Below are 16137 nucleotides of genomic sequence, written 5' to 3'. Positions count from 1 at the left end.
TTGCGACTTTCACCGCACACGGCTCAAGCAGAACCCTATGGGCGCTTGTTCTTTCGCCCGGTCTTCTTGTCATCGGCCTCGTGGTGCTGCCGGTGACAGTCTGCGTGTATGAGTTGGAGGTTCTTCCGTTCATCCCCGCCCCCGTCCCGCCGGTAGACGAAATGATGCTTGTGTAGCACCTTCGTCACAGCCGCGAACCATTCGATCCATTTTCGTGGATTGTCCGGCTCGTACTCGGCTCCGTCGATCAGGGCCCCGTTGCAGAGCGGGCACAGCCCCTGCTGGCGGAACGCCAGGCTCAGGCTGGACTTGTCCATGACGGGGGGCGCTTTCTTCTTGCGCCGGGTCGTCCAGTAGTCCTGGAGGGCTGGATCATCCATGGATGCCGCACCCTTAACCCGGACGTGCCGGACGATCGGGGTCCAGGCGAACTTGTAGAGGTGGGCGCCGGAGCGCCGATCACCGAAAACCCACTTGTCCGCCCGAGACTTGTTGAACGAGCCGTAGTACCTTTTCACGGTCCAGTCCGTCGGCTTGTTGGGGTGGCTGCGTCTGGTCCACTTGTAGGTGAGCTTCCAGACGTAGGTGTCCAGTGATCCGAAGATCTGCGAGGACATCACCCCCCGGTAGTACGTCGCCCACCCACGCACAATCGGCGTGAGCTTCCTCAGTACTGCTGCGGTGTTGGCTCCGTACAGTGCCTTCACCTCTGTCCGCAGCCGTTCCCGGATTCTCCTCACCGCGTCGTTGCTCGGCCGGATCACGATCTTGCGTTCGCTGGACCTTCGGATGTTGAATCCGAGGAAGTCGAAACCCTCGTCCAGGTGGACGATCTGGGTCTTCTCCTCATTGAAGCGGAGCCCTCTGGGCTCCAACCACAACGCCAACTCCCGCTTGGCCCGTTCCGCTTCCTCCTTCGAGTACGTGAGTACTACGAAGTCGTCGGCGTACCGCACAAGGACAGGGGTCCCGGGTTTCGCACCGGGCTCCATGCCCGTACGAGTCCGGGATTTGACCCCAACGGCTTCCTCCATCCCGTTCAGGGCGATGTTCAACAGCAGGGGGCTAATCACTCCCCCTTGCGGAGTGCCTTCCTCTGTCGGGGCCCATCGACCGTTCTCCATCACTCCCGCCTTCAGCCACCCCCGGATCGCTTCCCTCTCGGGGAACGAGCCGATGGACTGCATCAGGTGGTCATGGTGGATTCGGTCGAAGGCCGCTGACAGGTCCGCATCCAGGACCCACTCCCGCACCTGGGATTTACGGCACGTCATCGAGAAGATGCTCTCGACCGCGTCGTGACAACTTCTCCCGGGGCGGAAACCATATGACCTGGGCTCGAACCGGGCCTCCCACTCGGGTTCCAAGGCGTTCTTGACCCGCGCCTGCATGACACGGTCCCTGATCACCGGGATTCCGAGCGGACGCTGCTTCCCATTGCTCTTAGGGATGTACACCCGCTTGACCGGCTTGGGTCGCCGGGTTGGCGACTCCTGGACCTCCATGGCGAGCTTCGCTCGCCCCTTCGGTGTCAGGACCACCACCCCGTCAACCCCAGCCGTCTTACGGCCGGTGCTTCGCTGGGTGACTCGTCGCACGCTGACCAGCGTGTTACTCCTCGACCGCAGCATGAGCTTTTGCAGGTTGCGAACCTTTGCCAGGTCCCCTTCCTGCGACGCCTTGAAGATCCGCTGGCGCAGTCGCCGTACGGTCCTTTCCTCCCTGGCCCAGTTGATGCTGTGCCAGTCGAGGTCGGGACCGCCTTCAGGTCCGTTCGCCGTTCCTTGCGGAGCGACATCCAACTTGTCCATCAGTTCTGGTTCCTCCCCACTGTCTCTTCAAGGTTCCACCTGGCTCACGTCAGCTCCCTTTCGGGCCGGACATCCGTCCGTATCCGACGGGTTATACGCGTCACCCCAGAGCGGGTCGTCGCGCTTTCCCCTGGCCTTTCGACCTATCGGCCTTCGCTTCTTGAGCCATCCTGTTCCCGCTGCGGCATCAGCTGCCCTTGCGGTCACCTACTGCCTTGCGGCAGACCGCAACGGGGTTTCCACGTTCCGCTCCATCAAGATGCGGTTGAGGAGGGTGCCCCCTTTACCCCGGACCCGGTGGTGTCCGACCGTCCTGCATTCGTCCAGGGCGGTCACCTGGTGTTTCTCAACACCTAGGGCCTGTCGGTCAATCGAGCTTGCCGTCTTTGACCGTTACGCTGACGGGGCATAGCCGGGGGTTCGCACGCGCTCACCCTTTCAACCTTCCCCTTGCCTGTCGCCCTTGGACGGTTCGCGGGCTCTTGGGCTTTCGATCCGGCTTCACACCCCGCCGTTACCAGCGACGCATGCGGACCTGGGGACTGATCATGGACACAGATCAGGGAGGCAACCCGTGTTTCTCCTCTCTGGGGGCTGCCCCCACTTGGATGGAGCGACTTCGTGTCGCACCGAAGGAGGCGTACCAGTGGCCGAGGCCGTCGCGGTAGACGCGCACACTGGACGGCTCGGCCGGAAGGTCACGGGACCACACCACGGTCAGAGCGATTCCCCCGGCCAGGTGCAGGCGGCCGTCTCTGAGGCGGAACCCGCGCCGCGTGTAGTTCAGCGTCGGCGCGGCCAGGTCCTTCCTCTTGAAGCGGGGCATGCCCGCGCGGCGGCGCAGCGGCAGCTTGGCCTTGATGTCCTTGAGCGCCTTGGCACGGGACGTGCCGAAGTCGCGGATGATCTGCTGCTGCGGTACCGACCCGCCGTCGCGCAGCCACTCGTGCTCGGCGCGCCAGCCGGTCAGCATCTTGTCCAGGGCGGCCGGCCCGCGGTTCTCCCCGGCTTTGTGCGCGGCGCGGGAGGTGGCGACGACTGGTTCCACACCCACCGGCACCGGTCCCACTCGGCCGTCAGAGCGGCGAGCGCGGTGGACGACACGCGCAGCCGGTAGGTGTACCGGGCGTGCCCGGCCTCCTCCACAACGCACGGCGCCGTCATACGACCATCATACCATCACCTTGGGACTATTATGGTGTCATGGAATCCGAAGTCCGCATCACCCTCAGAGTCCCCGGCGACCTGCACACCCGGCTCACCGCCCGCGCCCAGCGCGAGCGGCGCTCACTCAACTCCGAGATCCTCCACCTCCTGGAGGGCGCCCTCACCGCTGATTCCGGCGAATCGGCGACCCCTGCCCCGCTACGCGGGGGGCCGGATTCCTCCCCGGCCTGAAGACCGGAGCATCCCCCGGTTTTCCTGGTGACCTGGCGCGGGCGTCGTCGGACGGTGAACATGCCCAACCACGGCTAGGATCTGCGGCATGAGCGATTCGGCGAAACCGGCCCGTCCGGCTGCCGGGTCGTCCTGTGACGGGCCGCTAGGCGAGGAGACGGCATGACTCAGCTTCCGCTGCGAGCGCAGCTCGCGAGCGCTCTCGGCCGTACGGCCGCGACCCTGTCCAGGGCGACCGGCCGGGGCGACGGATCGGTGATCGGCGGCCGGGTCGGCCTGGCGCTGGAGCCCGACCTGCTGCGCAAGCTCGCACAGGACCGCAAGCTGGCGCTGGTGAGCGCGACCAACGGCAAGACCACCACGACCAGGCTGATCACCTCCGCCCTTCAGGAGCTCGGCGACGTCGCGACCAACGCCTTCGGCGCCAACATGCCCGCCGGGCACGTCTCGGCGCTGTCGTCGGCCAAGCACGCCCCCTACGGCGTTCTGGAGGTCGACGAGAAGTACCTTCCCGAGGTGATCGAGACCACCGGCGCCGGGGTGATCGTCCTGATGAACCTCAGCCGCGACCAGATGGACCGGGCGGGGGAGATCTGGCTGCTGGCCCAGAAGTGGCGGCGGGCGCTGGCCGGCAAGGCCACCCACGTGATCGCCAACGCCGACGATCCGCTGGTGGCCTGGGGAGCCTCCACGGCCGCCACGGTGACCTGGGTGTCGGCGGGGCAGCCGTGGAAGGAGGACTCCTGGTGCTGCCCGGAGTGCGGAGGCCCGCTGGACCGCAAGGGGATGGAGTACACCCCGCCCGGCGGCCACCTCTCGGGCGCGGTCACCTCCCACACGGCGGAGAACGACTGGGCCTGCCGCGAGTGCACCTTCCGGCGGCCCGAGCCGACCTGGTTCCTCGACGACGACGCGGTGATCGACCCGCGCGGACAGCGCTGGGTGCTGAACATCCAGCTCCCCGGCCGGGCCAACCGGGCCAACGCCGTGGTCGCGCTGGCCACCGCCGAGACGTTCGGCATGCCGGTCCAGCGAGCCCTGCCCCGGCTCCGTGAGGTCACCTCCGTGGCGGGCCGCTACACCACGGTCCAGCGGGACGGCCGGCACGCCCGGCTGCTGCTGGCCAAGAACCCGGCCGGCTGGCTGGAGGCGTTCGACGTGCTGGACCGCTCCCTGCCGGTGATCCTCTCGGTGAACGCCCAGGGGCCCGACGGCCGCGACACCTCCTGGCTCTGGGACGTCGACTACCGGGTGCTGCGCGGCAGGCCGGTCTACGTGGCGGGGGAGCGGCGGCTCGACCTCGCGCTCCGGCTCGACGTGGCGGGTGTGCCGTTCCAGCTGGCGAACTCCTTCGAGGAGGCGCTCGCCGCGCAGCCGCCGGGCAAGGTCGATGTGATCGCCAACTACACCGCCTTCCAGCAGATTCGATCGGAGTTCGGTCGTGCAGTCTGACAGCGTCCTGCGACTTGTCTGGATTTATCCGGATCTGTTGAGCACCTACGGAGACCAGGGCAACGTTCTGGTCCTGGAACAGCGGGCCCGGCGCCGTGGCATCGCGGTCGAGACCGTCCACGTGCGTTCGGCGGACCCGGTGCCCGAGGGCGGTGACATCTACCTGATCGGCGGCGGTGAGGACCGGCCGCAGATCCTGGCGGCCGAGCGGCTGCGCCGGGACGGCGGCCTGCAGCGGGCCCTGGCGCGGGGCGCGTCCCTGCTGGCCGTCTGCGCGGGCTACCAGATCATGGGTACCACGTTCGGCGGCGAGGAGGGCCAGCCGGTGGAGGGCCTCGGGCTGATCGACATCTCCAGCGGTCGCGGCACCGGCCGCGCGGTCGGCGAACTGGCCGGTGAGGCCGACTCGGTGCTCGGCATCCCGACGCTGACCGGTTTCGAGAACCACATGGGCGTCACCCGGCTCGGCCCCGGCGTCCGGCCGCTGGCCCGCACCACGGTCGGCACCGGCAACGGCGACGGCACCGAGGGCTGCCACATCGGCAAGATCGTCGGTACCTACCTGCACGGCCCCGCGCTCGCCCGCAACCCCGGTCTCGCCGACCTCCTGCTGACCTGGGCGGTCGGCGCCCAGCTGCCGCCGATCGACGACACCTGGTTCGAACGGCTCCGCCGGGAACGGCTGGCCGCTGTCCTGCCGCACTGAGAGCCGGCCACGGCGTCGTCCCGGAGAGAGCCGGTACGGTGCCGCCTCGCCGAGAGCCGGCCGTGATGCCGCCCGCGGTCACCTCCGCGGGACTCCGCGTTCGCGGGACTTCCCAGTCCGTGGAGTGGGGAGTCCCGCGGAGGGCGAGGTGAGGCCCTCCCGTCAGTAGACGAGCGCCTGGACCCCCTCGCCGAAGATCTCCTCGACGAAGGTGGGGGCGCCCGCGATGCGCACGCCCTCGATCACGTCGTCCACCGTGATGTCCCGCCGGGCCGCGCACTGCGTGCACAGCGTCACCCTGCCCGCGGCGAGCACCGCGTCGAGCAGGTCGCCGAGCTGGGCCGCGTACGGCAGGCTGAACTCCTTCGTCCGCCCGGGAAGGGCGAACCACGCCGCCTCCCCGGTCAGCCAGAGCGAGACAGGAATCCCGCCGGCCAGCGCGGACGCCGCCACCGTGAACGCCTGGTTGCACCGTTCGGGCGCGTCCGCGCCGACGGTCACCTTGATAACCAGTGATCGTGCCATGCCCGCAGCCTATGCGGCTCCGTGTCACGGACGCGAGCCGTGCCGGGGCGGCTCCGGCACGGCGAGCGGCGGGGGCGGCCCGGCCGGCGCCGGTGAGCGACGCGTGACCCGGTGAACAACCGTGGTCGCCGCATTAGGCTCGGATCCATGGACGTTCCTGAGCTGCATCCCGCCCTTGAGCAGATCGCCTTTCTTCTGGGCCGGTGGGAGGGCGCCGGAGTGGGTGGATACCCGACGATCGACAGTTTCAACTTCGGCCAGGAGGTCGTCTTCGGTCACAACGGCAAGCCGTTCCTGACCTACACCAGCCGCACCTGGCTCCTTGACGAGGCGGGTGACAAGGTCCGCCCGCTGGGCACCGAGGCCGGTTTCTGGCGCAGCCTTCCCGACCGTCAGCTTGAGGTGTGCCTGTCGCATCCGACGGGCATCGTGGAGATCTACTACGGCGAGGTGGTCTTCAACAAGATCGAGTTGCGTACCGACGTGGTCGCCCGCACCACCACGGCCAAGGAGTACACCGCGGGTCACCGTCTCTACGGCCTGGTCAACGGCAACCTGATGTGGGCCTGCGACATGGCCGCCATGGGCCGGCCGCTCCAGTCCCACCTCTCCGCCGAGCTCAAGAAGGTGGCCGGCTTCGTGCCCGAGGTGGTCTAGGGGTCTGTGTCCGAAATGGACTGGATACGATCGCGGACATGAGTACTCCCTTCACCTCCGACGTGGTTCAGGCCATCAAGCGTCACATGAACGACGACCACGGCGACGACGCGCTGTTGATCTGCAGGGGCCTCGGTGGCCGGCCCGGGGCCGTCAGCGCGACCACGACGGACGTGGACGCCGAGGCGATCGAGTTCGTCGCGGTGGTCGACGGCCGGGACGTCACGGTCCGGGTGCCGTGGAGCACCACGCTGACCGAGCGGGCCCAGGTCCGCGGGGAGGTGGTCCGCCTCTACCAGGAGGCGTGCGCCGCCCTCGGAGTCCCGGCCCGTGGTGAGCACTGAGCGGTCCTGAGCGGAGGCCGTGCCCCGGGCCGGCGGATGTCCCGGTCCGGGGCCGATCGCACGGGCCGCGCTCCAGAAGGCTCCCGTGAGGGCCTGGGAGGCTTCGGCGAAGCCCGGAGGCCCCGGGGAGGCGCAGGGGCGTGAGGCGCCGGGGCCGGGGAGGTCCGGAACGGCCGGGGTCATGAAAAAGGGGGAACCCCGGGCCTGCTCCTCCCGCGGCGCGGGAGGGCCAGATGGACCAATGGCGGGATCGTGCCCGCCCTCTGGCAGCCCGGGGTTCCGGTGGCCGTCGTGGATTCGCCGAACGTCGCCGGACGTCCGGACAGAGTCCGGGGCCGGGGCGTCCTAGCGGACAGCCACCTCGCTAGCCCAACTATGATCAACCATTGTTCGGACCACCTCCTTTCGGCGTGTTCGTACAGTACGAAACTCGTCCGGCCAGGGCAAATGAATATTCGAAGCCGGATATTTCGCCTTACTTCCCCGTCCCTGAGCAGGCCCGATGGGTTCCGAACAGGCTCAGCGGGAGCAGCGCGCCAGTCGTCCCGCCTCCCGCGGCGCGGCCCCGGTGAAGAGACAAACTCGGCGACGCCGCAATGCTCTTAGACTCTGGTCATGACCGAGACGTCGTGGCACGAGCAACTGCGGGCGCGTGGTTACCGGGTCACCCCGCAGCGCCAGTTGGTGCTTGAGGCGATCAAGGCCGCCGAGCACGCCACTCCCGAGGAGATCTGCGCCCTGGTACGGCAGACCGCTCGCGGAGTCAACATCTCGACCGTCTACCGAACCCTCGAACTGCTTGAGGAGCTCGGCATGGTCACCCACACGCATCTCGGGCACGGCGCCCCCACCTACCACCTGGCCGCCGACGCCGACCACGTGCACCTGGTCTGCCACGAGTGCGGGGAGATCGCCGAGGCCCGTCCCGAGCTGGTGAGGGAGTTCGCCGACAAGCTCGACGAGGAGCTCGGCTTCGCCGTGGACGTGCACCACCTCACGGTCTTCGGCCGCTGCCGCAAGTGTCGCTGAGGACCTCGTAGGCTTGGCCCATGCGAAGCCCTCTGCTGGACACTCCCGGCGCGGTCGCGGCCGAGACGCCCGACGCCGACGTCGCCGGACACTACGGTGACCCGTTCGCCGAGCAGCGCGCCCTGCTCGCCGGTGAGGCGATGGTCGACCGCGGCAACCGCGAGGTCGTCCGGGTCTCCGGGCCCGACCGGCTGAGCTGGCTCAACAGCCTGAGCTCGCAGAAGCTCGACGACCTGAAACCCGGCCAGGCCACCCAGACGCTGCTGCTGGACGCCCAGGGCAGGGTGGAGCACCATCTCACGCTCGTCGACGACGGCGAGGCCGTCTGGGCGCACGTGGAGCCGGGCACGTCGGCCGAGCTCGTCGCGTTCCTCGACAAGATGCGGTTCATGCTCCGGGTCGAGGTCGCCGACGTGACGTCCGAGTACGCGGTGGTCACCGTGACGGACGTCTCGCGGCTCGGCCTGCCCGCCGGGGCCGTCCCCGTCGGCGACGACGTGCTGCTCCCGCGCGACCTGCTGGCCGAGCGGCTCGGCGGTCTCCGGCTCGCCGGGCTCTGGGCCCACGAGGCGCTGCGGATCGAGGGGCACCGCCCCCGTCTGGGCTTCGAGACCGACCACAAGACGATCCCGCACGAGGTGGGCTGGATCGGCTCCGCCCTCCACCTGAGCAAGGGATGCTACCGGGGGCAGGAGACCGTGGCCCGCGTCCACAATCTCGGCCATCCCCCGCGCCGCCTGGTCTTCCTGCACCTCGACGGCGGCGCCGACACCCTTCCGCGGCACGGCGCCCCCGTCGTCCACGACGGCACGGAGGTCGGCTTCGTCGGCAGCTCCGCCCGGCACCACGAGCTCGGTCCGATCGCGCTGGCCGTGGTCAAGCGGACCGTCCCGGTGGAGGCCGTGCTCCAGGCCGGCGGGGTGGCGGCCTCCCAGGAGGTCGTGGTGCCGCCGGACGCCGGGCGTAACGTCCAGATCGACCCGTCGCTCCGCCGCCGCATCCGCTGAGACCCGACCGCGCGGACCCGACCGCGCGGACCCGACCGCGCGGACCCGACCGCGCGGACCCGGCGGCGCGGACCCGGCGGCGCTGGGAGGCAGGGCCCGCGCGCGGGTCAGCTCTTCGCCCGGACGGCCGTGTACCGGCCCTCCAGAGTCTCAGACCTCCAGAATCAGGGTGATCGGGCCGTCGTTGGTCAGCCCGACCCGCATGTCGGCGCCGAACACCCCGGTCTCCACCTGGGCGCCCAGCCCGCGCAGCTCGGCGCAGACCGCCTCGACCAGCGGCTCGGCCACCGGTCCCGGCGCCGCGGCCTGCCAGGTGGGGCGGCGGCCCTTGCGCGCGTCGCCGTACAGGGTGAACTGACTGACCACGAGCAGTGGCGCCCCGATGTCGGAGCAGGACTTCTCACCGGACAGGATCCGCAGCCCCCAGAGCTTGGCGGCGAGCCTGGCCGACTCCGCCGGGGTGTCGGTATGGGTCACCCCGACCAGCACCAGAAGCCCGGGCTCGTCGATCGCCCCGACCGTCACCCCGTCCACCTTCACCGAAGCGGAACTCACCCGCTGCACGACCGCACGCATACCTGCCATCATCTCGTCTTCCTCGCCCTCCATAGAATCCTGGCGAAAGGAGACATGTTGTCTGCTGAGTCGTTGGTCGTCGAGGTTGTCCGTTCGGGGTTCGTGGAGTCCGTTCACCGGGCGCGGATGCTGGTGGTGGACGCGGGTGGGGCCCCGGTGAGGGTGCACGGCGCGGTGGACGCCCTGGTCTCCCCGCGTTCGTCGATGAAGCCGTTCCAGGCGCTCGGCATGGTGCGCGCCGGGCTGGCCCTGGAGGGGGAGCTGCTCGCCCTGTCGTGTGCCAGCCACATGGGGGAGCCGTTCCACGTGGCGGGAGTTCAGAAGATCCTCATCGGCGCCGGGCTCGATGAGAGCGCGTTGCGCTGCCCCGAGGACCTTCCCGGGGACGTCGCCTCCCGTGAGAAGGTGCTGCGATCGGGTGGCGGACCGTCACGGATCTCCATGAACTGCTCGGGCAAGCACTCGGCGATGCTCGCCACCTGCGTGATCAACGACTGGCCGCTGGAGACCTACCTGGAGCCGGCGCATCCGCTGCAGAGGGTCATCCGTGACACGGCCGGCGAGCTGACCGGCGAGCGTGTCGCCGCCACCGGAGTGGACGGCTGCGGCGCTCCGCTGCTCTTCGTGTCGATGATGGGCGTGATCCGGGCCTTCCGCGCCCTCGTCCGGGCCGAGCCCGGCACCCCCGAGCGCCGTATCGCCGACGCGTTCCTGACCCATCCCGAATGGACCTGCGGCACGACCCGGCCCGAGGTCCGGCTGATGCGGGCCTTCCCCGGTCTGATGGTCAAGTCCGGCGCGGAGGCGTTCAACGCGTTCGTCTTCGCCGACGGCCGCGCCGGAGTCGTCAAGATCGAGGACGGCGGCAACCGGGCCCAGGCCCCGGTCACCGTCGCGGCTCTGCGCGCCCTCGGCTTCGAGGCCGGGGAACTCGACGACCTGGCGACCGGTGTGCTGCTCGGTGGCGGCCGTCCCGTCGGGGAGATCCGCCTGCGCTGATTCCCGGTACCGCGCCGGGTCCGTGTCACGTCCGCGCCGAGCCCGCGCCGTACGGGGCCGGGTTCCTCCCCGTCCAGGAAGAACTCCGTGATCTGCCGGTTGCCCGTCCGGCCCGGATAGAATGCCGAACTGCTTTAGACGACCCTCTCGGGTGTTGACGCGAGGACCGCCGTGCCGGGGAGCGTGGGTTCTGGCCGGCGAGTTCGAGCCGCCGTCCGCGCCCGTGGAGGTCGGTGCTCATATCGGCAGCCTGGAACATCCCCGAGGTGGCATGCGCGGGACTGTGTGTGGACGACCCCGAGCAGCCTTCGCCGCCGTTCTTGTGGTGATTTTCTGTCTTATTTCGGGATGTGGCGATGAAGCAGGGATCTATCCGAGCCCGGTCTCGGCACCCATATCCGTCCCCGCCCACCCCGCCGTCCCGATCCCCGCGCCGGGGCCGTTCAGGGCTCCGCTGGTCATGATCGTCGGAGACAGCTTCACCGTCGGGTCGGGCCCGGTCGAGCGCTGGGAGAGTTATCCGGCGCAGGTCGCGCGGGCGCTGGGCTGGCAGCTCGTCACCGCGGGCGCGCCCGGGACGGGCTTCGTCAACCCGGGGAGGGTGCGGCGGACCTTCCAGCGTTCGTTCGCCGAGGAGCTCTCCTGGCGCCCGGCCCCCGACCTGCTGATCATCTCCGGCGGGCACAACGACCGCGCCACCCCCGGCAGGGTCCACGCGGCCGTGAGACGTCTGCTGGGGCTGATCCGCGTTCACTGGCCGCAGACCCGGATCGTGGTGGTCGGGCCCATCTGGATGGGTCCGGCACCCCGCTGGGCCTACGGCGTCAGGGACGCCGTCGCGGTCGCCGCGGGAGAGGAGAGGGTGTCCTTCCTGGACCCGCTCGGCCAGAACTGGGGAAATGGGGCGATCCTGCCGGACGGCGTCCACCCCACCCCCCGGGGCCACGTACGGCTCGCGCACTGGCTGGTCACCGCGCTCCGCGAACACGGAGCGGGAATGGACGGCTGAGGAGGGGTACGGGGCCGGGGGCGGCCTCGTTCACAGGGGATCGCCGGTGAGTTGCCGGGGTTCGGGGTGCTGTTCACGCAGGCGGGTGTAGTGGAGGGCGACCCGCTGCGCGGCTCGTTCGGGCTCGCTCGCCCTGTGTGAGGCGTAGACCGATCGGCGCCGCCGGGTGTCCCACCCCGCGCACCACCAGAACCGGTCGCCGTTGGACCAGACCACCAGGCCGGTCCAGACCGATATGAGCGCCAGGCCGTAGCCGTCGTGAACGTCGACGGTGATTCCGTGCCGGATCAGGGCCTCGCGCAGCCGTTCGGCCGCCCGCACCGCTCTGGAGCCGTGCGGCGACATCGCGATCACGCCCTGTGTCCTGCTGTGCTCGTCACCCCGTCGTGCGCCATCTTGGCCTCCAAGGTCGGAATCATTGGATTCGGGCGGCGAAGGCCGTGCTTTTCTCCGCCATGGCGACTTTATGAATCATCACGGCCGTCAAAGTTCACGGTTCCCGTGAACAAATCGTTCGAATATAGATTAGAACACCATGCGATTCTCCAGTCTGCGGAGCTCCTCCGGAATGCTGCGGTGGTAAAAACCGAGCTGCCGGACGGTCTCTCGCGCCGTGGGGTGCAGTCGCACCATTTGTGGGGCAATTCGCTCGGCATTGAGTATGCGCCTCAGCGCCCTGTCGTGATCGTTGAGTGACAGGTGGGCTCTGGCCATGTCGATCTCGTGGTGGGCCCTGCGCTCGGCGTAGAGCCCGGGGGGCGGTCTGAAGTCCGCGTCCAGACGGACGGCCCTGTCGTAGTCGCCCAGTTCCGTCGCCACCGCGCAGCCATGGATCACCACGTTGAACGGGTTGACCTGTAGCCCGTACGGATCGAGCCGATCGCGAGGGCTGATCCGGGAGACCGCCTCGTCGGCGAGGCCGTGGTGCTCCCAGGCCTCCGACTGCCGCCCCAGCCGGGCGGCTGAGACGGCCGCGCGCAGGTGGAGCGACCCGTAGACCTCCAGTCCCACCGGTTCGGAACGATCCACATCGCTCGCCGCCCGTCTCACCATGGCCAGCGCGATGTCCTCCGACCCGAGAGTGAGCAGCAGGAGCGCGCGGGACAGCGAGACCAGGTGTCGCAGGTGCGGGTCGTCGGCGCGGAGCGCGGCGACCGCGGCCCGTTCGACGGCGACGTGGGCCAGGTCGTGGTAGCCCAGGCGGCGGGTGAGGGAGATCGCGATGGCGTACGCGCGGTTCAGCAGGCGCCAGGCCCTTGACGCCCCCGACTCCACCGCGTGAACCGTCAGCTCCTCCATGATCGCCGGCAGGCGGCCTCCGAGGCTGATGTGCGCGGCGGCTCCCTGGAGCCTCTGGAGCCTGCCCAGCTCCAGGGTCAACTCGTTGAGCGACCTCGGGGGGACCTCCAGTTCCGGGGAGATGCCGGCGTACGACAGCGCGCGCCTGACCGCCGGCATCGTCGCGTGCACGGCGTCGGTGCGCTTGTCCGAGCCCCTGTAGGGCTGACCGTTGATCTCGGCGGCGTCGACCGCGCAGGCCCTGGCCACCGCCGCGACAAACGACGGGGTGGCCGGTTTATGGCCCGACTCGACCTGTGCGATCAGACTGCGGGAGACATTTGCCTTGGCCGCCAGGCCGGTTTGGGTGAGTCCTCGCCGTTTCCGCGCCCGAGCGATTCGGCGACCTGTCGTCTCGCTCTCGCCACCGCCTGGATCGAGGTTCCAATCGCGCCCGGACATCTCTGCTCCCCCTCGCGTTCGCGCGGCGATTCCACGATAACGGCCCGTCGCTTTGGAGAGGCGAATATTCGTTTCGGGCGCCCCATTGGTTTTCCCGTTCGCGGGTGATTTCGCGGGTGGCCTTAAGGCGGTGGGCCGGTAGTGCCGCGAGATGGCGAGAGGAGCGGGCGGCGCCTAACGGGTGACGCGGTGCCGCGCGTGACGCGGGGCCGAGCACGCGGTGCGGTGGGAGCCGGACGCGGGCGGTCCGTCGAGCGGCGGCCACCGGTGGGTTCCGGTGGCCGCCGCCGTCCGTGGCGTTCCGCCCGGCCCTTCCTGACCCGGCGCCCGGTCAGGCCGGCGCGACCGCCACGAGCTTGTCCGGCGACTTCCGTCCCCGGCGGGACTCGTCGGTTAAGGGCTCTGTTCCGCGCCGGCCGCCGCCGGCGCCCGCCGCCGCGAGTGGTACGGCGTGCCGCTCCCTGAGCGAACCCGGCGGGTGTCCGGGACGTGATGGGGAACTCCTGTTTCCGTGGTGGTCTGGGGAGGCGCGGGTGGACCCGGCATGCCCCCCTGTGCCGATTTTGTGCGGGTAAGAGCGCTTCGGTGAACGTAGCATCGCCTCAGAGGCGCCAGGAGACGTTTCCGGAAAATTGCTGAACAGGTCTCAGGTTTTCCGCGCCGCCCAGGCGGGGGCGAGGATCGACATCATGATCGCGTTGTGCCAGCCACCGTTCCAGCGCAGCGCGTCGCGGCGCACCCCCTCCTCGACGAAGCCGACCTTGCGGTAGACATGGGCCGCCCGGTCGTTGAAGTCGAAGACCTCCAGGCTGATCCGGTGCAGTTCCGTGGTGCTGAAGGCGTGGTCGAGCACCAGCCGGATCGCCTCGGTGCCGTAGCCCCTGCCGAACGCCCGGGGGCCGACCAGGGCGATGCGCAGGTTGCAGGAGAGGTTGTCGGCGTCGAGTTCGTTGAGCACCACCTCGCCGACGTAGGCGTCGTCCTCGGCGGTGCAGATCGCCAGGTCCAGCCGGTCGTCGTGGTCGCCGCGAGAGCCGTACCACCAGCCGATGCCGAACCGGTCGAACGGGGCGTGGGATCCGGTCAGCCGGACGGTCTCCGGGTTGTTGACCAGCTCCCAGAGACCGTCCACGTGCTCGGGACCGACGGGCCGGAGCGTCACGCGCTCCCCTGCCAGGGTGGGTTTCCTCGCGAACATCACCCCGAGTGTCTACCTGTCCGAATGTGATTCGGGCAACTGTGTTCTCCGGGCGTCCTCCGGCCGCCCCTGGGGCAGGGCGGGAACGCCGGGGAGCGGCGAGGGGCGGGCGAGGGGCGCCGCCGGTCGCGGGCCGCCGGTTACCAGGGGCCGTAGGGGCCCTGGTTGCCGCCCTTGCCGATCTCGCTCACGGCCGGCTTCACGTCGGCCAGGTAGACTCCGGCGGCGATGACCGCGGCGATGGCGAAGAGGTTGAGCTGGCCGAGGCCGCTCCCGAAGTAGCCGACGGCGGAGGCGAACGAGAACAGCGTCGCCAGTGACAGGATGATCAGCCAGAGCTTCTTGCTCTGCTTGCCGGTGATCGCGAAGGCTCGCGCGGGCGTGCGGACCGAGTGGAACAGGGCCCAGGCCGACATGCCGAAAGCGATGATGCTGAGAATCCAGAAGATGAGGTTCAGGCCCTCGAAGATCATCGTTGCTCCAACGCGCTTGTTTCGCCGGTTGGTCCCAGCCTAGTGCCGAAAACCCCCTCCGCGTCGTGCCCGGCCCCACAGATGCGTGATCCGGCCGGGACGGCGGAAGGCCCGCCCCGGTGGGACGGGCCTTCCGGGCAGGTCGCTCCGGCACTGTAGGGGCCGCTCCGGCGTTTCCGCCCCGGAGGGCTCTCCCACCCCGGAACCTCCGAGACCCCGGTCAGGACTTCGTGGAGGTGGTCTTCGGGGTGCGGGCGTTCTTCCTGGTGGACTGGGTGGTCGCGGGCCGGGCGGCCATGGAGACCTCCTTCAGCTCCAGGGCCGCGTCGCCGCTCGTCTTGGAGACGACCTTGCGACCGCGGCTGGCGAACTCCTCGTAGAGCCTGGTGGCCCTGACGGTGAACTGGTCGGCGTAGCCGCGCGCCTTCTGGGGGAGGTCCTTGGCGTACCCCTCGGCCTTGCCGGCGAACTCCTTGGCCTTCTCCGGGAGGTCCTTGGCGGCCTCACGGATCTCCCCGCGGCGGCTCTGCAGCCGCTGGATCTGCTCGGGGAGCTCACGGAGCTTCTCGACCGCGAAGTCGCCGGCGCCGGCGACGGCGTAGAACGGCTTGGACTCGGCCAGTTTCCTGACTTCGGTAGCGAGAGTCATGGGTTAACCTTTCCTGGATTCCGGTGTGACGTTTTCGCTGCCCAAGGGTGCCGCGTAGGGCTTCAACGCGGTGAGATACCCCTTGGTTGGTGGAGCCTCGCCGTTCGGCGAGGAGTCCGCGTCGCCCCCACGGGGCCCCGGTGCGGGATGCGCTTTCTGGGAGGTCTGCGCGTCGCCGGCCGGGGCTTCGACCCGGTTCTCCTTGCGGAACGACTCGTAGATGTCGATCAGCACCTGGCGCTGGCGCTCGGTGATGAGACGGTCGGCCCTGATCGCGGTCAGCACGTCGCTGTCCGGCTCGCGCTCCTCGATGAGCCCGGCCTGGACGTAGAGCGCCCGCGAGGAGATGTGCAGACCCTTGGCGATCTGGTTCAGGATCTCCGCGCTGGGCTTGCGCAACCCTCTTTCGATCTGGCTGAGGTAGGGGTTGGAGACCCCCGCCGCCGCGGCGAGCTGGCGCAGCGAGATCTTCGCGTGCGTGCGCTGCTCACGGATGTATTCGCCGATCGAGCCGACCTTGGGTAGTGCCATGACGCCAGTCTGCCGGACGCTGCTTGCAATTGC

General features: G+C 69.4%; 19 protein-coding genes. 9 read left to right on the top strand and 10 right to left on the bottom strand.

The genetic code is table 11. The annotated features are described in order from the left end of the window. Positions 1-35: 35 nt before the first annotated feature. Entirely contained in the window at positions 36-1811 is a 1776-nt protein-coding gene (gene ltrA, locus ABZ194_RS19085; RefSeq protein ID WP_355597938.1) for a group II intron reverse transcriptase/maturase, read from the bottom strand. A 559-nt stretch (positions 1812-2370) separates the two neighbouring features. Continuing rightward, complete coding sequence (locus ABZ194_RS19080; RefSeq protein ID WP_355597936.1) at positions 2371-2865, bottom strand: hypothetical protein; 495 nt, start codon at positions 2863-2865, stop codon at positions 2371-2373. A gap of 149 nt (positions 2866-3014) precedes the next feature. Here ABZ194_RS19080 and ABZ194_RS19075 point away from each other — a divergent pair, with 149 nt between their 5' ends. From ABZ194_RS19075 to ABZ194_RS19065, 3 genes are all read left to right on the top strand, one after another. Continuing rightward, positions 3015-3209: an Arc family DNA-binding protein gene (locus tag ABZ194_RS19075; RefSeq protein WP_355597934.1), complete on the top strand. Its 195-nt coding sequence runs from the start codon at positions 3015-3017 to the stop codon at positions 3207-3209. A gap of 162 nt (positions 3210-3371) precedes the next feature. Further along, positions 3372-4661 (top strand): MurT ligase domain-containing protein, encoded by a 1290-nt coding sequence (locus tag ABZ194_RS19070; protein WP_355597932.1) that lies wholly within the window; start codon positions 3372-3374, stop codon positions 4659-4661. Next, complete coding sequence (locus tag ABZ194_RS19065) at positions 4651-5367, top strand: glutamine amidotransferase (protein ID WP_355597930.1); 717 nt, start codon at positions 4651-4653, stop codon at positions 5365-5367. The genes ABZ194_RS19070 and ABZ194_RS19065 overlap by 11 nt, the downstream gene beginning before the upstream one ends. A 162-nt stretch (positions 5368-5529) precedes the next feature. Here ABZ194_RS19065 and ABZ194_RS19060 read toward each other — a convergent pair whose 3' ends face one another. After that, entirely contained in the window at positions 5530-5892 is a 363-nt protein-coding gene (locus tag ABZ194_RS19060) for a DsrE family protein (protein ID WP_355597928.1), read from the bottom strand. A gap of 147 nt (positions 5893-6039) precedes the next feature. On the opposite strand from ABZ194_RS19060, the gene ABZ194_RS19055 reads away from it, so the two are divergent. The 4 genes from ABZ194_RS19055 to ABZ194_RS19040 all read left to right on the top strand — a co-directional run bounded on the left by ABZ194_RS19055 (position 6040) and on the right by ABZ194_RS19040 (position 8929). Continuing rightward, positions 6040-6549, top strand: a complete 510-nt coding sequence (locus ABZ194_RS19055) for an FABP family protein (RefSeq protein WP_355597926.1) — start codon at positions 6040-6042, stop codon at positions 6547-6549. Between the two features lie 38 nt (positions 6550-6587). Next, positions 6588-6893: a DUF2470 domain-containing protein gene (locus ABZ194_RS19050; RefSeq protein WP_355597924.1), complete on the top strand. Its 306-nt coding sequence runs from the start codon at positions 6588-6590 to the stop codon at positions 6891-6893. A 615-nt stretch (positions 6894-7508) separates the two neighbouring features. Next, positions 7509-7922: a Fur family transcriptional regulator gene (locus tag ABZ194_RS19045; protein WP_355597922.1), complete on the top strand. Its 414-nt coding sequence runs from the start codon at positions 7509-7511 to the stop codon at positions 7920-7922. 20 nt (positions 7923-7942) lie between these two features. Beyond that, positions 7943-8929, top strand: a complete 987-nt coding sequence (locus ABZ194_RS19040) for a glycine cleavage T C-terminal barrel domain-containing protein (protein WP_355597920.1) — start codon at positions 7943-7945, stop codon at positions 8927-8929. Between the two features lie 150 nt (positions 8930-9079). Here ABZ194_RS19040 and dtd read toward each other — a convergent pair whose 3' ends face one another. Beyond that, positions 9080-9505, bottom strand: coding sequence for a D-aminoacyl-tRNA deacylase (gene dtd, locus ABZ194_RS19035; RefSeq protein ID WP_355597918.1), 426 nt, complete (start codon positions 9503-9505; stop codon positions 9080-9082). Between the two features lie 54 nt (positions 9506-9559). Between dtd and ABZ194_RS19030 the strand changes: the two genes are divergently transcribed. Next, positions 9560-10504, top strand: coding sequence for an asparaginase (locus tag ABZ194_RS19030; RefSeq protein WP_355597916.1), 945 nt, complete (start codon positions 9560-9562; stop codon positions 10502-10504). Between the two features lie 460 nt (positions 10505-10964). Beyond that, the gene (locus ABZ194_RS19025) at positions 10965-11513 is read left to right on the top strand and encodes an SGNH/GDSL hydrolase family protein (RefSeq protein WP_355597914.1); all 549 of its coding nucleotides are present in this window, start codon (positions 10965-10967) and stop codon (positions 11511-11513) included. Between the two features lie 30 nt (positions 11514-11543). Here ABZ194_RS19025 and ABZ194_RS19020 read toward each other — a convergent pair whose 3' ends face one another. The 6 genes from ABZ194_RS19020 to ABZ194_RS18995 form a co-directional block, all read right to left on the bottom strand. Continuing rightward, the gene (locus tag ABZ194_RS19020; RefSeq protein WP_355597912.1) at positions 11544-11867 is read right to left on the bottom strand and encodes a hypothetical protein; all 324 of its coding nucleotides are present in this window, start codon (positions 11865-11867) and stop codon (positions 11544-11546) included. A 171-nt stretch (positions 11868-12038) separates the two neighbouring features. Beyond that, positions 12039-13253 carry a helix-turn-helix domain-containing protein gene (locus ABZ194_RS19015; RefSeq protein ID WP_355597910.1) on the bottom strand — a complete coding sequence of 405 codons (1215 nt, stop codon included), beginning with the start codon at positions 13251-13253 and terminating at the stop codon, positions 12039-12041. Between the two features lie 646 nt (positions 13254-13899). After that, positions 13900-14451 (bottom strand): GNAT family protein, encoded by a 552-nt coding sequence (locus ABZ194_RS19010; RefSeq protein WP_355597908.1) that lies wholly within the window; start codon positions 14449-14451, stop codon positions 13900-13902. Positions 14452-14591: 140 nt separating this feature from the next. Beyond that, complete coding sequence (locus ABZ194_RS19005) at positions 14592-14924, bottom strand: DUF2516 family protein (RefSeq protein WP_355597906.1); 333 nt, start codon at positions 14922-14924, stop codon at positions 14592-14594. A gap of 220 nt (positions 14925-15144) precedes the next feature. Beyond that, a complete protein-coding gene (locus ABZ194_RS19000) occupies positions 15145-15573 on the bottom strand; it encodes a hypothetical protein (RefSeq protein ID WP_355597904.1) in 429 nt (142 codons plus the stop codon). Between the two features lie 3 nt (positions 15574-15576). After that, complete coding sequence (locus tag ABZ194_RS18995) at positions 15577-16104, bottom strand: helix-turn-helix transcriptional regulator (protein WP_355597902.1); 528 nt, start codon at positions 16102-16104, stop codon at positions 15577-15579. Positions 16105-16137 lie beyond the last annotated feature (33 nt).

The organism is Streptosporangium sp. NPDC006007, assembly GCF_040614315.1.
In the GTDB taxonomy this organism is placed as follows: Bacteria; Actinomycetota; Actinomycetes; order Streptosporangiales; family Streptosporangiaceae; genus Streptosporangium.
Note: the sequence above shows the minus strand (reverse complement) of the source record. Positions and strands in the feature narration are given on the sequence as shown.

Coding starts and splice junctions, on each gene's coding strand:
- ltrA (WP_355597938.1), bottom strand. CDS start 1,811: ATGGACAAGTTGGATGTCGCTCCGCAAGGAACGGCGAACGGACCTGAA.
- ABZ194_RS19075 (WP_355597934.1), top strand. CDS start 3,015: ATGGAATCCGAAGTCCGCATCACCCTCAGAGTCCCCGGCGACCTGCAC.
- ABZ194_RS19070 (WP_355597932.1), top strand. CDS start 3,372: ATGACTCAGCTTCCGCTGCGAGCGCAGCTCGCGAGCGCTCTCGGCCGT.
- ABZ194_RS19060 (WP_355597928.1), bottom strand. CDS start 5,892: ATGGCACGATCACTGGTTATCAAGGTGACCGTCGGCGCGGACGCGCCC.
- ABZ194_RS19055 (WP_355597926.1), top strand. CDS start 6,040: ATGGACGTTCCTGAGCTGCATCCCGCCCTTGAGCAGATCGCCTTTCTT.
- ABZ194_RS19050 (WP_355597924.1), top strand. CDS start 6,588: ATGAGTACTCCCTTCACCTCCGACGTGGTTCAGGCCATCAAGCGTCAC.
- ABZ194_RS19045 (WP_355597922.1), top strand. CDS start 7,509: ATGACCGAGACGTCGTGGCACGAGCAACTGCGGGCGCGTGGTTACCGG.
- ABZ194_RS19040 (WP_355597920.1), top strand. CDS start 7,943: ATGCGAAGCCCTCTGCTGGACACTCCCGGCGCGGTCGCGGCCGAGACG.
- dtd (WP_355597918.1), bottom strand. CDS start 9,505: ATGCGTGCGGTCGTGCAGCGGGTGAGTTCCGCTTCGGTGAAGGTGGAC.
- ABZ194_RS19030 (WP_355597916.1), top strand. CDS start 9,560: ATGTTGTCTGCTGAGTCGTTGGTCGTCGAGGTTGTCCGTTCGGGGTTC.
- ABZ194_RS19025 (WP_355597914.1), top strand. CDS start 10,965: ATGATCGTCGGAGACAGCTTCACCGTCGGGTCGGGCCCGGTCGAGCGC.
- ABZ194_RS19015 (WP_355597910.1), bottom strand. CDS start 13,253: ATGTCCGGGCGCGATTGGAACCTCGATCCAGGCGGTGGCGAGAGCGAG.
- ABZ194_RS19010 (WP_355597908.1), bottom strand. CDS start 14,451: ATGTTCGCGAGGAAACCCACCCTGGCAGGGGAGCGCGTGACGCTCCGG.
- ABZ194_RS19005 (WP_355597906.1), bottom strand. CDS start 14,924: ATGATCTTCGAGGGCCTGAACCTCATCTTCTGGATTCTCAGCATCATC.
- ABZ194_RS19000 (WP_355597904.1), bottom strand. CDS start 15,573: ATGACTCTCGCTACCGAAGTCAGGAAACTGGCCGAGTCCAAGCCGTTC.
- ABZ194_RS18995 (WP_355597902.1), bottom strand. CDS start 16,104: ATGGCACTACCCAAGGTCGGCTCGATCGGCGAATACATCCGTGAGCAG.